The organism is Desmonostoc vinosum, from assembly GCF_059505385.1.
Genome location: NZ_JCACKM010000158.1, coordinates 1 through 15,482 on the forward strand (window position 1 = coordinate 1; position 15,482 = coordinate 15,482).

Here is a 15,482-nt window from a genome sequence, read left to right on the forward strand (position 1 = left end):
GAACGAAAAAATAGGTTTTTTCAGACTGAATATGAAAAACCTACCCTTGAAAGCCCATCTCTACTCCCTACTCCCCACTCCCCACTCCCCACTCCCTAGTTAATAAAATTAGTAGTTGACAAACAATAGCAGATTTGAGATGATAGTATGTACATGAAAATTGCGGGTATAGCTCAGTGGTAGAGCGTCACCTTGCCAAGGTGAATGTCGCGCGTTCGAATCGCGTTACCCGCTTTTGAAGACAGCAAAATCTCTTAATTTAGCTAGTTTTTTAGTTGATGTACTACACTTAAACCAAGGTGTTTAGCAGTATTGTAAGGTGCAACACGTCTTTTGGTGGTGAAATCAGCCAAAATGTAGATAACATAAATTCTGATTTATGACTCCGCAATTGTTGCTTGATAACAGAGAAATTAGTCCTAAAAACATCTGTCAAAGGATAAATTCTCAAAATTTGTAAAAACGCGCTCAAGTTATTAGAACGCTTGTGCAATCTCAAAAACCTGAAAAAATAGATTTCAATACGGAATACCCCTGCCCCTGTCGTCGTCGGGGGCGACTAGTTCCGATTACGTTGACAGAAGCATTTGGTTGCGATCGCTGTCAGCAAATATTTGTACTAGAGGATAATGGTTATGTGCTAGAACAACTCTCCACAACCTATCCCTACAAGCGGGCTTGGCGCTGGATGGGCAATAATTGGCATGTTGTCCATCCCAAATTGGGAGAAAGCTATCTACCCATAGCACTAGGCATTATTTTCGTGCTAGTGATTATATGGCTGCCATTAGCACTGCGATTAGCAAATGGCTCTAGTATTATTGCTTGGGCAATGGTAGCAGTGCTATTGGCTATCCTGCCAGCACTAATGGTCTGGCTGACCTACAGACGTTAACTCAATGACTGTTGCAGCTGTGGAAGATAGCCCCGAACCCATGAAAAGCGCTAAACGCGCGTATCAAGCTTCCTTGAAATTGGGAACTACCAAGGGAGTAGACCGGAGTCGCGCTGTGTTGGCAATGGCACAAGCGCTAGAACGGGCATTTGATGATATCCTAGAAGCCAATACTTTAGACTTAGAAGCCAGTCGGGAAATGGCTGTGCCAGATTTAATCTTAGATTGGCTGAAGTTAACTCCTAAGCGCCTAGAGACTGCGGTGGACATTCTACAACGCTTGGGGGAACTCTCAGACCCGCTGCGAAGAGTCAGAAACGCCGACTATCAATTAGAAGATTCACAAAGTTACTCTCAGTTAATGCCTTTGGGAGTAATTGGATTTATTTATGAGGCGTTTCCTGATTTAGGTGCGATCGCAGCGGGTTTTTGTTTGAAAACTGGCAATAGTATAATTCTTAAAGGTGGTACAGAAGCTAGCCATTCTAACGCGGCGATTGCGGATGCTCTGCAAACTGCGATCGCCGAAGTTGGTTTACCATCAGGTTGTGTAGAACTGATTACAGCTGAACATGGTGCTTCGATTCGGGATTTAATCACCCAAGACCAGTATCTAAATTTAGTTATTCCCTATGGACGTTCCAGCTTAGTACAGCAGGTGATGCGCCAGTCAACTTGCCCTGTTTTAAAGTCAGCAATGGGTAACTGTTATCTCTACTGGTCGTTGAATAGCAGCTTAGAAATGGTGCGCTGGATAATTATGGATAGCCATCAAAGCGAACCAGACCCAGTTAATGCGATTGAAAAGGTATTAATTCATCGTCAAGCCTTACCTTCCTCCTTGGCAGTTTTGTGGAACAGCTTGAAGGAAAAAGGCTTTGAAATTAAAGCAGATGCCGAATTAGTACAAGCCTTTCCCCAGTTGCAGTTGGCGAAAGAAGGAGAATGGGAAAGTTCTTATTTAACTAAGACAGTAGCTTTTAAACTAGTAGATAGCTTAGAGGGTGCGATCGCTTGGATTAATCAGTACAGTAGCGGTCATGCTGACTGTATTATCACTGAATCCTATCAAGAAAGCCGCCAGTTTGCCTTGGGAGTTAACAGTGCCTCCACATACATTAATACCTCCCCGCGTTTTTCCCGCAATCCTTCACGGGGAGATTCAGTATTTTTAGGCATGTCCAACCAAAAAGGTCATCGTCGAGGATTTATTAGCTTGGAAACCTTGACCACTGTTAAGCACATTGTTCAGGGAAATGGCAGGTTTTAAGCGCTTTATAATCTCAAAATCACGTCAATCCTGTAAAGTTTTTAGAGGAGCCGGAAAAATAGATGAAAAGAGCAATTCAACTAGGTGTAGCTATTTCAGTTTCTGCGATCGCCTCGCTGGTCATATCACTGAAAGCAGAAGCTGCTAAAGTTAACCTTGAGGGCAATAATGCCACAGGTATCGAAGACTTACAGGTTGGGGACAAACTGTATGATGTAAGTTTTATTAATGATGCAGCTCTTAAATTGTTTGATCCTAAGAGTTCTACATTCCCTGGAGGCGGATCTTTTGAAGCGTTGCAAGCAATCAACAATACATTGAATAGCGTCACTACAGCAACTCTCGCTGGAGGACAAAATTACTATATCTTATCTGCTGGTTTACTTGGTGGTGATGCCACGGAAGTATCTATAGAAGCATATACTTCATCTTATGATGACTCAAGTGGATGGATACCAGATTATCGTGCCGAGCTGGGTATTGCAACTCCACTGACATTCACAGGTTCTGACTCTGGAAATTTTGCCATCTTAACTCTATCAGGTAACACACCTCCAGTTCCCGAACCTGCAAGCATTCTCGGTAGTATGACAGCAGCTGGTTTACTAATTGCGATGAAGAAAAAAGTTAGGCGTTGCTGAAATTAACGAGTGATATCATGTTCGTCTGAAGACTTATCATTAGGGCTGTTTCCCTGTGCAGGCGACTGCGTTAGCGAGGAACGAGCGTCACCCGAAGGGAGAAATTTTAATAATAAGTGATTATCCGAACTTGATATGAAATTTGATCAAACAAATATCTGTTCCCTGTTAAGAATTGACTTCTAGCAAAGTCCAAAAGTAACCATCTGGTGCTACAAAAGAGAAACTCATCTCGCCAAACTCATTGCTGGTGATATCTGTAAACTTTTGGACACTACTTGTTTTAATGCGATCGCAATACTCATATAATCCCTTTACACGATAAGTGTACAAACACATTCCCAAACTACCCGGCCTAGCTGCTTCAAAGCGTGACTCTAAATTAATCTCTTCGGGAAATCGAATCACATAAAGTCTACCGCTACGTGCAGCCATTAAATCAGACTTGGAAGAACGAGGATCATCAAAGGTAGTGACAATAAACTTTTCACCAGGTTTAAGATCGAAAATCTCTCTACCTGCTAACGAAGACTCATAACTCGTTTCAACGTCATCACGCACACGCAGCAAATTTAAAACTTCTTCATAGAACCGCAGAGTTTCTTTGCTGTCATCCTGAACGATGATTCCTATGTGAGTAAATTGACTAGTTTTCAAAGCGGCATTGTGGTTAATTTGCCCATAATGTGGCAATGTATACCCAAACCGTTGAAATAGAACCTGTCTAGCAAAAGGTTGGAGTAGTAACATTTCTCGCACCCCAACCGCCTGTTCCACAAAAGGGCGGCTTTTTCTCTCTTTGTTGTAAATTACTTCCCAATAAGGGTTAGTATATCTGATGGGCCAACCTGCCGTTTTTGCATCCTCTGCATGATTTAAGATAGTCAATGCATCAGCAGTTAAGGTAGTCGCCCAGCGATTTCCCTTAACTTTCATTGACTCTATTCCTAACCCTTGATGCGTAGGTTTTTGCCAAACCATCAAACGAATTAACCCATGATCTGCATTTTGGTGGTAAAGACGAATCGAGTGCAAAGACGAATTCACCCCATATAATTGATGGGCTGTAGCTGCGTCTAATTCTCCCACTTGTCCAATATGATAGCCAAATTGCTCCCAATATTGAATGGCAACAATTGGTTCAGGAACACCAATGCACACCTCATAAATACCTTCAATTGCAGTTTGCCCTTGAGTCATACTAATTCGTAATTCTTAACTAAGATATACTCTCGTTTGATTAATTGGCGACTGAGTAACGCATAACTAAACGGTATCTGTTTTACAATATATACCAATTAAATTCAATGATTAATATTTTTTAAATCTTGCATAACTGCAACGGTTGATTGATAGCGATCGCTAAAATTATATCGCACCATTTTATCTAAAATTATCGCCAATTCTTCGCTAACTTGTGCCATTTCACGCCACACAACATTTCCTGTTTCGGGATCTGGATGTAATTCCTGTGGCGGTATGCCAGTTATGGCTTGAATCCCAATCATTCCTAAAGCGTAAATATCACTACACAAACGGGGATGTCCAACAATTTGTTCTGGAGGCATGTAACCCCGCGTGCCAATAGCAACTGTTGCTAATTCTGTTTTCTCGCTAGGTGGTTGCATCAATTTAACTGCACCAAAGTCAATCAACACTAACCGATTATCTTGAGTACATCTAATAATATTACTCGGTTTAATATCTCGATGAATTACCCGATGCTGGTGAAGAAACCCTAAAACTTCTAAAACTTCTTTGAGCATCTCAATAACAAATAATTCATGCTGTATATCCCGCACAGGCGGTAATTCCTCATTGAGAGTATGTCCCTGAATATATTCTTCAACTAAATAAAATTCTTGTTCATCTTCAAAATAAGCAAGTAATTCTGGAATTTGATGATGTTTACCTAAAGTTTGTAAAATTTCTGCTTCGGTATTAAATAATCTACGCGCAACTTGCAAAAATTTAGTATCTTGTCGAGCTGGCATTAACTTTTTTACTACACAAGTTGGACGACCAGGTAGTTGAGTATCTTGTGCTAAATAAGTCCGACCAAATCCACCTACACCTAATACTTTAGAGATTTGGTAACGTCCACTCAAAAGAAAATTACCAGGTGTTTTGGTTTTTGTATCACTTATAGATGTAAAATTATATGTATCTGTAAATACTGTCTTATCTTCTAATAATATATTTAATTGCGCGATCGCCTCTTGTTGTTTTTCCACTTGCAGAATAATCAACTCAGTTCGCTGCTGAGCCTGGTAAGTATTGTACCCCATAATACTTAAGCTACTAAATATCATCGCGATCGCAGGCGGAATTAAAGGTATCCATCCAGCTAGAAAAAACAAACATACACAGATTCCCATCAAACTAATTAAGGTGATACTTGCTGCCAATACCAATAACAAAGGATACCGTAAACGCCAAGCGATCGCACTACCTAACAATGACCAACTCCACACCCAAATCAATTCTGCCCAATCAGGCCAGTACCAAATCAAAGGACGCTGATCCAAAACTGTACTAATAATTTGACTTGCTACTTGTGCCTGAATAAACATTGCAGGCATTCTTATTGGTTGCTGCGATAAAGTACTATATGGTGTATAAAAACCACCTGGAGGTAGATTAGCCGCAGTAGTACCGATAATTACCAGACGGTCTTTAATTAAACTAGGGTTTACCCGATTACTGAGGACTTGTGTGAGTGTTACTTGGTTAGTGAAGTGATTGGGGTGATGATAATTTAATAGTATTTGATAGCCATCTGCATCTAAATTTTGATAGCTACCCGAATTAGCCTCTAAGCGAGGAAAAATAGTTTTACCTAATTGAAAGTTCCCATCGTTGTTGAATTGATATTCAATCCCTTGTTTAGCTAAATAATTAATCGCAATCAGGGCACTAAACGAAAATGTAGTTGTGCATTTTTTTTCTGTAGAATAGGCAAATAATAAACCCCGACGGAGAACTTGATCGTTTTCATTATCAGGGATAACGTCACTAAAACCTATATTTTCTATAGGAAAATTAGGTAATGGGGGAATTTCATTTCTACCGACACTACTGAACAAGCAGGTACTGATAATATTGTCTGAATTTTGCAGATTAACAGCTAAACTTTTTTGTTCTGGTCGAAACAGATATAAACCGATAACACGCGGTTTTCCAGCTGCTAATTTCTCTAACAATCTATTGATTGTGCCGTCTGAGAGATGCCATTGTTCTCGTTCTAGATCCTCTTGAGTAATTTTTACCAGTAAAATGCGCTTGTCTGATGCTTCTAGAGGACGCGATCGCAACATCTCATCATAAACTCTTAACTCCCAAGGCTGCAACCATTTAAGTTCTCGAACTCCCCAGACAAAGGCAGTGACTCCCACACTAGTCAAAAGAATAATTGGTAGCCAGTTATTAGTAGCGGAAGTTTCACGGGAAACCTGATCTTTGGTAAACGCAGTACGGAGATATTCTAATAAACCACTGATCACAGCATTGCAGCAATAGCACGAAATTAGTAGATGCAGACGAGAAATTAAGGGTTAGAGTCACCACCAAGAGTTTTTGGACTCTCAGTAATTGACTCTTGATTGGAGGCTATTACGAAGGGAATAGAGTCAAGAGATGCGGTTGATGAACCTAATTGAGGTTGCTCAAGTGATGCTTCAGATGCTTCAATAGCTGTATCACTAAAGTATGAGCCAACAATCTTATCATAGTTGGACGCAACAGCTAAAAATGCCCCCCCCAAAATATAGATGGGTAATGGCAAATTAAATTTTTGTATCCAATCAAACAGTTCTGCTAAGGCAAAGAGTACCAAAAAGCAGGCAAGCCAAACTCTCATCTTTTTATCCCCTGCGTTGAAACAACCTAACTACTAGAATAAACAGCCTGCATCATATATACAATTTTAAAAGGCAGTAGGTGAAGTATACTGAAGGGAAGTAATTACGGACAAATATTTCGTAACTATAGTATAAAATAGCACTAATAATGCTCAAAATATAGCGGTTTTTACTTAAAATTTGTCGCAATCATTAAAGTAAACGTATATATTCAGTTCCAATCCCTAATAGGGATTTATATGCTTTTAGCAGAGGAAAAGGGAGGTTCTTCCCCCCTGCTCCCTGCCTCTTCAGTCAAATGGTTGAGGTCAAAATGTATAAATTACGACTATTTTCTTTGAGTGGCGATCGCTAATTTTGCACCCTCAACCTGGCGTACCTGATCCATTACTGCCACAACTTTACCATGAACAACAGTTTCATCAGCATTAATAATTACCAATGATTGCGGGTTAGCATTGACTAAAGATCTGATTTTTGATGCCAAACTATCAACCGCAATCGGTTCGCGGTTGACGCTAACATCTCCTTGGTCATTCACCGTGACAGTAATTTTAGTGGGGACTTGTTGTTGTTTAGCCGTGGCTGCCTTCGGTAAATTTACTGGCAAACCTTCTGAACGAGTTAAAAATAATGTTGACATGATAAAAAAGGTCAAAATTGCAAATATCACATCAATCATTGGCACAATATTAATCTGTGCTGGAATATCGGGTTCATCTTGTAGACGCATAAGTCTTCTCTCCTCGTTCGTAACGATGGCGGTAGAGTAATTCTAACTGTCCCCCATACTCCTGAATCAGTGCTATTTGGCGCTGATAAAGTCCTCGAAAAGTATTGGCAAATAGGAGTATAAATATCGCAACTATCAATCCCGATGCTGTTGAGACCAAAGCTTCACTAATCCCAGAGGTGACACCAGCTGTCTTACTACCTCCTACATCACCAAGATTAAGTGAAGCAAAGGATGTGATCAAACCTAACACTGTACCCAGAAGACCCAACAGTGGTGCTAGACTAACAAACGTCTCGAAAATGTTTTGAAAGCGTTTGAGTACAGGAATTTCAGCCTGTGACTCGCTTTCTAGTGCTAAACGAAATTCATCTGGTGTTGGCTCCTCCAATTCTAAAGCTGCTAGAAAAATGCGTGCGAGTGGTAAATCTGCATTTTGCCTGAGTTTATCCATTGCACCAACAATATTATCGAGTCGATACAGATTCAACACATCTCGTACCACGCGGTTTTGACGCTTGTTAATTCTTACCCAAAACCGAATTCGCTCGATAATCAGTGCCACGCCCAACAGCGAAAACCCTAGCAGGGGCAACATGACTATACCACCTGCTTCAAATAGTTTCAGAATTCCCATGTTTTCTCAACGTTGTCAACAACACATAGTTCAGACTACCAGAATTTAAAGAAAAGCTGATAGTTTTTCTCAATAAATTTTAAAATACAATGATTCTCTTTCCAAATAAGAGCATCATGATATTTATTTACTTAACTTGTTTAGTGACTTTACATAATTTAATATTATTAAAATAAAAATTAATATTGTATGTAAATCATGATAACCAAAGTTTTTTAAAGTGTTTTTACTGATGACGACTCAGTGATAGCCAGCGAAATAATTTTAATTTTTTACTTGCTATTTGTGACCATGCATTTTAAGATGACTAAATTAGTGAGAATAGGTAGCAACAGGCTATGAGCTTTTCTGGCATTACTGTCGAACAGCGTTCCAAAGAGATTGCAGCTCTCAAATATTTTCTGAGCTACAGTTTGATTGGCTCGCTAGCGCTGCATATCGGCTTACTGTCTTCAGGCATTGGTAATTATTTAACAAGAGTGCCTGAAGAAAACGAACCCATAGAATTAGCGATCGTTGATACTCCGACAGAAGAACCAGTAAAACCACTTGAAGAAATTCCCGAAGAACCCAAAAAGCCAGAAGTTATTGAAAAACAGCCAGAAGTAACTCCACCAATCCAAGATTTGACTGAAAGACCAAAACCAATCCCCCAACCAGAAAAAAATATAGAAAAGCCACAACCAACAAATAAAGAAGTTGCTACCAAGCCACAAACCCCGGTCACAACTGCTCCTTCTACCAATCTCAGAAACATTTTAAGCAGCATCAGAGACTCTAGAGCCAATCAAGGCAACGAGGGAGGCGAGAGTCCAGTAATCACAAGTGGTACTGATAATTCTGGCTCTGGTATTACAGTAGGTCGAGGCACAGGTACAGGTACAAATACAGGCACAGGTACAGGTACAAATACAGGCACAGGTACAGGTACAAATACAAGTCCAACCACCCAAACAGAAATTCGTCCCCCAATAGCAACAGCCCCCACACCACCAAGAATCAACAATCCAAGTAGTGGTAGTGGTCGTGCAGCTTGTCGCGAAGATGGATGTATACCCAAGTATCCAGAGTCAGCCAGAAAGCGAGGAATTGAAGGCAGAGTAGAAGTAGCCGTTGATACAGATTCTCAAGGCAACGTTACGAATGTGCGAGTTGTGAACTCCAGCGGCAATCGGGACTTGGATGAAGAAACCATCAGACAAGCGCGTGAATGGAAATTAAAACCATCCGAGAGTGGTAGACAAGGAGTAGCGATCGCCACTGAATATGCCATTAGAGGGTCACGACGCGATCGGCAAAACCAGGAACGCAGAAGACAAAGGGAACAAAGAGAAGCTGAACAAAGAAACCAACAAACAACAGCATCCAACACCAACTCTACAGAGGGAACCTCCAGACGTAGACGATTGCTAACATCAACTAGCTCTAATATTCCTTCTGAAAGCACCAGCCAACCAAGAATCCGCCGACAGCGAGAGTCTGTATCATCTACGCCATCATCTCAAACAAGAACAACTCGGAGTCAGGGAACTGCCAGAGAATCCTTACGCCGCATCAGAAGTCAACGAGCATCCACCAGTTCATCACAACCGCAACCAACTAGAACTAGAAGACGGCGGCGTAGTGAGAGTCCAAGCCAAAACAAATTACGCCAAACCTTACGCGGTTTGCGTCAACAACCCCAATCGCAGCCAGCAACACCTTAAGGGAGTGGGTAATTCGTAATTCGTAATTCGTAATTCGTAACGACGCCCCTTGTTAACTATTGCAGGTTCAATGGTGAGCGTTGCTGCTACAGCCTTTTCAATGCCACGACTTACTTACACGGTGGCATAGGCAACCTTTCAACTCAGCTTAGTACCCGTGAAAAGGGTCAATTTGGAGAGGAGCCGGATGAAAGGCAAACTTTCATGTCCGGTTCTGAAGCCGAGTATGGGGGGTGACTCCCATACTTATGTTAACGGAGTGTCAATGGAAATACCGTATTTTTGCATCACTTGCTCAATCAACTGAGTTACTTCATCTATCCGATTTTTAACCTTATCAAAATCAATATTTGCCCAAATACTGGTCTTGTAAGGTGTGTGATGATATTGATTCATAATTTGTATCCCTTGTCAATATAATTCTATATAAATACACAATATCAACAGCTTCAATTTCTAAACTACTTACTTAAGATATATAAGTGAATATATGTAAGATTTGCTTAATGTTTTAGCTAGAAGACGAGAGGGGAGGAAGATCAGGAGGCAGCACTTCAACTTCTTCTTTCGGGTACGCTTACTCAGTAACCAGGGAGGCAGGGGGAGAATTACGAATTCCCAATTACGAATTACGAATTACGAATTACGAATTCCCCACTCCCCTAAATCTTTGTTTGTAGATATTGCACTAACTGTGGCGCTTGCATTACGCCCTCAATTCTATCTACTGGCTGACCCTGTTTAAAAAGTACCAGAGTTGGTAAAGCGTAGATTTGATACTGGGTTGCTAACTCTGTGTACTTTTCAGTATCAATTTTGACTATCCGCAGACGATCTTTAAGTTGGGCGTTAACTTGTTCTAAAATTGGTACCATCATTTGGCAAGGGCCACACCAGTCAGCGTAGAAATCTACCAACACGGGTACATCAGAACTAGACAGCATTTCCTCAAAGCTGTCAAAATGTTTTTTGGTTGACATAATAACACACCGCTTTTATTTGATTTGATTTCAATAGTAATGCGTGCTATCTGGAATCGGTATAACCTCATTTTGTTTTTATTGTTGCAGAATCTTGGAATTTTAAATTCCGCAAAGTAGTACTAGGTACGAATCACCATAAGATGATTAGCGCGGAGATTCAAAACATTGAGGAATATTTCATGGTAGTTTTAAATGAAAATTTGCAGCAGTTGCAGGGAAAAGTCGCGATTATTACAGGTGCGTCCAGAGGAATTGGACGAGCGATCGCACTTGAATTGGCTAAACAAGGGGCTAGTATAGTTGTCAATTATGCTAGCTCTAGTAGTGCAGCAGACAAAGTAGTTGCGGAAATTACAGAAGTTGGTAGTCAGGCTATTGCTCTGCAAGCTGACGTTTCCCAAACCGACCAAGTAGATACACTAGTCAACAAAGTTTTAGAAAAGTTCAATCGCATTGATATTTTAGTCAACAATGCAGGTATTACCCGCGATACACTACTTTTGCGAATGAAACCAGAAGATTGGCAAGCAGTAATTGACCTAAATCTTACTGGTGTTTTCTTATGTACACGTGCTGTCAGTAAAATCATGCTCAAACAGCGCTCTGGGCGAATTATCAATATTGCCTCTGTTTCTGGATTAATGGGTAATCCCGGTCAAGCAAACTATAGCGCAGCTAAAGCAGGCGTTATTGGTTTTACCAAAACTGTCGCTAAAGAATTGGCTTCTCGTGGCATCACCGCTAACGTTGTCGCCCCTGGTTTTATTGCCACTGATATGACACACGAACTCAACAACACCGAAGAGATTATCAAATTCATCCCTTTAGGTCGCTTTGGTCAACCAGAAGAAGTTGCAGGCATGGTACGCTTTCTCGCTGCCGATGCCGCAGCTGCTTACATCACTGGGCAAGTCTTTAACGTCGATGGAGGCATGGTGATGGCGTGAAAGGGAACTGATTGAGCGACTTACGCCACTGCCCTGGCATAAACTTCTTCAAGCAGAGAAACCAATTCGTCCACTTGGAGAGAGGTAAATAATCCATCTGGCCCCTGTGGTGTAATGTCGGTAAATGGGGATTCATAGAGGAGTACCGCATCCATTACGCCGTGTTCGGTGAGGTAGTCCACAATCATATTCACAAATTCAATCTGATTAGAGTTAAGATTTTTGTCTAATAGAAATCTAGCTAGTTCCTGTTTGGCTACCTCACGATCTAACCCCACTAAGGAGCGAACGAACAAACCCAAACCCTTTGACTCTTCTTTAGCGCGGACAATATCCTCCTGGACACCCACACCGCTCTGTGCCAGTATTGTCTCTAGCTCGGACAGGTCGGATGAAGTCAGTTGTTTGTTTGTCCGCAGTTTGAAAATAACTACATGATCCTGATGCGATCGCAAAAAAGCCCGTGCTTTAGCGCGAAACTTCTCAAAGTTATCTGATGATGTAAAGCCAGGTAACTCCACTACTATCTCATCCCCCATCACATCCTCAAAGTCGGTATAAATGGGTTGGCGTTTCTGTTTCTCAATCAGCTTTACAAGAGCGCGCAGCCGTTTGCGTAGTACCTCCAGCATTGGCAATGTCACATCTTGCCACCACTCATCGGTCTGTATATCCTGAATCAGAGACAACTGCTGTTGCACTAATGGGATTGATGATTTTTCCTCCAGCAAAGAGGCAAGTGACTTCACTTGTTCTCTCAACCGCTCAAAGGCAGGCTCAGAGCGCAGTATCGCTAATTGTAACTTCAACACCAAGATATCAAACCGCTTTGTCTCTTCTGCTTCTGGTTCCAATTGCGAAGGCAAACCTGCTACTTCTTGGCTCAGTGCGGTAAAATCTTCATCAGATAGCGATACCCATGCTTGAGAATTAGTATATTTTTCTACTAGTCGTCGCTGAGGACGGACTACGAAGTTTTCGCTATTCATGGCTGCAACTTCTGTGTGGAGTAGATTAGCCACTTGGTAGCGCAATTGGGCATCGGTGTTTGGTTCTTCAACGCTGCCTTCGACTTCGCTCAGGCAGCTTGTAACAACTTTTTTATCTAGCTCTGTGATTAACTCCAAGCGGGCGGTAAACAACTGCTTACCCAAGGACTTACCGATTGGGGCATCAGTCGTCTCTAGGTTGTGCTTGAAAAACTCCAGGTTTTGGCAATAGTCGAACAGGTAGAAAAATTGCTTATCTTGCCCTAGACCAAATAAATCGAAACAGCGACGAGTTCCCCGTCCTACCATCTGCCAGAACTTAGTTTTGGAGCGTACAAGTTTGAACATTACCAAATTAACTACTTCTGGTACGTCAATCCCGGTGTCGAGCATATCTACCGAGATAGCAATATGAGGTTCTTTATCCTTGTTGGAAAAGTTATCAATCAGGGTTTGCGCGTATGTTGTTTTGAAGGTAATAACGCGGGCAAACTCACCTTTAAAATGTGGGTAATTGAGATTGAAGCGGTCAGCAATGAAATTAGCATGGTCTTGATTCTTAGCAAAGATAATGGTTTTGCCCAGGCGATCGCCACCAGCAACTTTCAACCCCCTAGTCATTAGATGCGCTAGCACCTTGTCTACAGTATCTTGATTAAATAGCCACTTGTTGACTGCTTCTGCTTCCACGCGCTCAGGTGCATTGCCTTCTTCATCCCATTCCAGCGCGTCCCACTCATCTCTTTCTTCTTCAGAAAGTTCATCATAATTAATCCCCTGGCGTTGAAACTTCAGGGGTACTGATACGGCTTTGGGTGGTACGAGAAAGCCGTCATTTACGGCATCTTCCAGATTGTAAGCATCGGTAGGTACGCCGTTTTCTAAGTCGAACAGTCCGTAGGTGTTGCGGTCTATTTCATCCTTGGGCGTGGCGGTTAGTCCTAGCAAGAGAGAATCAAAGTAGTTGAAAATGGTGCGATATTTCTGGAAGACTGAGCGATGGGCTTCATCAATGATTATCAGGTCAAAATGCCCTACGCCAAAACGACGCTGACCGTCGCGGGTATCATCAATCAGCCCCATCATGCTGGGATAGGTGCAAGCAAACACTCGTCCTTCGGTATCTTTCTCTGTTACCAAGTTCACTGGTGCAGCATCGGGGAGGTGTTTCTTAAATACATTGATTGCCTGATTGACCAAGGCTACACGGTCGGCTAGAAACAGGGCGCGTTTGACCCAGTTACAACGCATCAGCATCTCTACTAAAGCGATCGCTGTTCTGGTTTTCCCTGCACCTGTAGCCATAACTATCAAGGCTTTGCGGTCTTGATCGCGCTCGAAAGCTTCTGTAATACGGCGGATACCACGAGTTTGATAATAGCGTTCGGCAATGCTCGGTTTAATGGTAGCTTCTGCTAAAGACTTGCGGGTAGTCCGGCGCTGTACAAGCAATTCCAACTCGGTTTTTTTGTAAAATCCTTGCACCTGTCGCGGTGGGTAATTGGTGTCATCCCACAACCAATGCTCGTAACCGTTGGTGTAGAAGATGATGGGACGCTGACCAAATTGTTTTTCTAAACAATCGGCATATAGTTTAGCCTGTTGCTGCCCAATGCGGGGGTCGTGTCGGGTACGCTTGGCTTCCACAATCCCCAGTGGTTTACCATCATCGCCCCAGAGTACGTAGTCTACAAAGCCTTCGCCTGATGCGTTGGGCATCCCTGTAACCGGAAACTCTTGATCGCGGGGTTGGTCGAGTGTCCAGCCTGCTTCTTTCAGTAAGAGGTCTATGAAGATATCGCGGGTTTGTGCTTCGGAATAATCGTGTGTATCTGGTTGGTTGGTGCTGGCTTTCTTAACTGCTGCTATCTCTGCTCGTAATCGCTTCAGTTCCTCATCCAGTGCGTTCTTGTCGGCGAGAAGTGTTGAGAGTTTTTCATCGCGTTGGCATAGCCCGCCGAAGGCATCGCGCAGTTGGGTTTCTAGTTTCTGGAGTTGCTCGATGGTTTGTTTAGGCACTGGTGCGGTTTTGGGCAATACGTCGGGGTTGAAGGTCAGCCCCGGTTTTGGTTTGCTGCTGCGTCCGTAGGTGTGTGCTAACCAGTAAGCAACATGAAACAATTCCCGTACTGCGTTGATGGCATCGTTGACTGGAATGGCTCTGGCGCTGTGAACTGCTTGATTACCCAGTTTGATGATGACCCGTGTTTTGTTAAATACTGCCTCACCTACCAAGGTTTTAAAAGTGGGTTCATGAATCAGGGCGCTCAGGTTGTCTTGATAGGGCAGTTTTAGGGAATTATCGTATTTATATAACCAGTTTACGGTTAACTCCAAAGCGCGACGGGCATAAAAGCAGGCGGTGCGGGGGTCGGGATGTGCTGCACTAAAAGCTTTATTGGCAGATTCATAAATTGCGGGAAATTCAGCTTGGAGAAATGTAAACTGGCTCATGCAATTAATCAAGCTTTTGTTAATTAAAATACATTATATTCAGTAAATATGTTGGTTTCAAGCTATAACCCCACGGGATGTTTATCTAGATTTGCAATATGATCTTTACTAGAGTCAGAAACTAAAAACTGAAAATGACAGGTATGCTCTGAGTTTACCTGACCAAATTGAAGCGTGAAATTGAATGGAGAAATCAATGCGTAAACAAATCATCGAATATACATCTCCACTATAGGAATCCTATTTGATTTTTGAAAAAACTCCGTACATTTCAAGAGTGGCAAAATCAAAGGTAGTGTGTCGAATAAACCACAGGACTTACGCAAGTGTCACAAGCAATGGCGCGGTGTAACCGCGCCGCGCACCA

13 protein-coding genes and 1 tRNA gene are annotated in these 15,482 nt (G+C 42.1%); 6 read left to right on the forward strand and 8 right to left on the reverse strand.

Translation table 11 applies throughout. The annotated features are described in order from the left end of the window. The first annotated feature begins 162 nt into the window (after positions 1 to 162). From AC5JMF_RS21820 to AC5JMF_RS21835, 4 genes are all read left to right on the forward strand, one after another. Positions 163 to 234 (forward strand) — tRNA-Gly (locus tag AC5JMF_RS21820). Positions 235 to 487: 253 nt separating this feature from the next. Continuing rightward, a complete protein-coding gene (locus tag AC5JMF_RS21825) occupies positions 488 to 895 on the forward strand; it encodes a hypothetical protein (protein ID WP_495797807.1) in 408 nt (135 codons plus the stop codon). Between the two features lie 4 nt (positions 896 to 899). Further along, on the forward strand, positions 900 to 2,165 hold the full coding sequence (locus AC5JMF_RS21830) for a glutamate-5-semialdehyde dehydrogenase (protein WP_495797808.1): 1,266 nt from the start codon (positions 900 to 902) through the stop codon (positions 2,163 to 2,165). Positions 2,166 to 2,227: 62 nt separating this feature from the next. After that, a complete protein-coding gene (locus AC5JMF_RS21835; RefSeq protein ID WP_495797809.1) occupies positions 2,228 to 2,806 on the forward strand; it encodes a PEP-CTERM sorting domain-containing protein in 579 nt (192 codons plus the stop codon). Between the two features lie 168 nt (positions 2,807 to 2,974). Here the strand turns inward: AC5JMF_RS21835 and AC5JMF_RS21840 are convergent, their stop codons facing one another. The 5 genes from AC5JMF_RS21840 to AC5JMF_RS21860 form a co-directional block, all read right to left on the reverse strand. Continuing rightward, positions 2,975 to 4,006: a VOC family protein gene (locus AC5JMF_RS21840; protein WP_495797810.1), complete on the reverse strand. Its 1,032-nt coding sequence runs from the start codon at positions 4,004 to 4,006 to the stop codon at positions 2,975 to 2,977. 104 nt (positions 4,007 to 4,110) lie between these two features. Continuing rightward, a complete protein-coding gene (locus tag AC5JMF_RS21845) occupies positions 4,111 to 6,309 on the reverse strand; it encodes a CHASE2 domain-containing protein (protein WP_495797811.1) in 2,199 nt (732 codons plus the stop codon). Between the two features lie 44 nt (positions 6,310 to 6,353). Continuing rightward, positions 6,354 to 6,665 (reverse strand): hypothetical protein, encoded by a 312-nt coding sequence (locus AC5JMF_RS21850; protein WP_495797812.1) that lies wholly within the window; start codon positions 6,663 to 6,665, stop codon positions 6,354 to 6,356. A 329-nt stretch (positions 6,666 to 6,994) separates the two neighbouring features. After that, positions 6,995 to 7,399 (reverse strand): ExbD/TolR family protein, encoded by a 405-nt coding sequence (locus AC5JMF_RS21855; RefSeq protein ID WP_495797813.1) that lies wholly within the window; start codon positions 7,397 to 7,399, stop codon positions 6,995 to 6,997. Further along, positions 7,383 to 8,036 carry a MotA/TolQ/ExbB proton channel family protein gene (locus AC5JMF_RS21860; protein ID WP_495797814.1) on the reverse strand — a complete coding sequence of 218 codons (654 nt, stop codon included), beginning with the start codon at positions 8,034 to 8,036 and terminating at the stop codon, positions 7,383 to 7,385. The genes AC5JMF_RS21855 and AC5JMF_RS21860 overlap by 17 nt, the downstream gene beginning before the upstream one ends. Positions 8,037 to 8,374: 338 nt before the next feature. On the opposite strand from AC5JMF_RS21860, the gene AC5JMF_RS21865 reads away from it, so the two are divergent. Further along, entirely contained in the window at positions 8,375 to 9,742 is a 1,368-nt protein-coding gene (locus AC5JMF_RS21865) for an energy transducer TonB (RefSeq protein ID WP_495797815.1), read from the forward strand. A 246-nt stretch (positions 9,743 to 9,988) separates the two neighbouring features. Here AC5JMF_RS21865 and AC5JMF_RS21870 read toward each other — a convergent pair whose 3' ends face one another. After that, the gene (locus AC5JMF_RS21870; protein ID WP_495797816.1) at positions 9,989 to 10,138 is read right to left on the reverse strand and encodes a hypothetical protein; all 150 of its coding nucleotides are present in this window, start codon (positions 10,136 to 10,138) and stop codon (positions 9,989 to 9,991) included. Positions 10,139 to 10,404: 266 nt separating this feature from the next. Beyond that, positions 10,405 to 10,722 carry a thioredoxin gene (gene trxA / locus AC5JMF_RS21875; RefSeq protein ID WP_495797817.1) on the reverse strand — a complete coding sequence of 106 codons (318 nt, stop codon included), beginning with the start codon at positions 10,720 to 10,722 and terminating at the stop codon, positions 10,405 to 10,407. Between the two features lie 182 nt (positions 10,723 to 10,904). Here trxA and fabG point away from each other — a divergent pair, with 182 nt between their 5' ends. Then, the gene (fabG, locus tag AC5JMF_RS21880) at positions 10,905 to 11,672 is read left to right on the forward strand and encodes a 3-oxoacyl-[acyl-carrier-protein] reductase (RefSeq protein ID WP_495797818.1); all 768 of its coding nucleotides are present in this window, start codon (positions 10,905 to 10,907) and stop codon (positions 11,670 to 11,672) included. A gap of 20 nt (positions 11,673 to 11,692) precedes the next feature. Here the strand turns inward: fabG and AC5JMF_RS21885 are convergent, their stop codons facing one another. Next, a complete protein-coding gene (locus AC5JMF_RS21885; protein WP_495797819.1) occupies positions 11,693 to 15,115 on the reverse strand; it encodes a DEAD/DEAH box helicase family protein in 3,423 nt (1,140 codons plus the stop codon). Between the last annotated feature and the right edge of the window lie 367 nt (positions 15,116 to 15,482).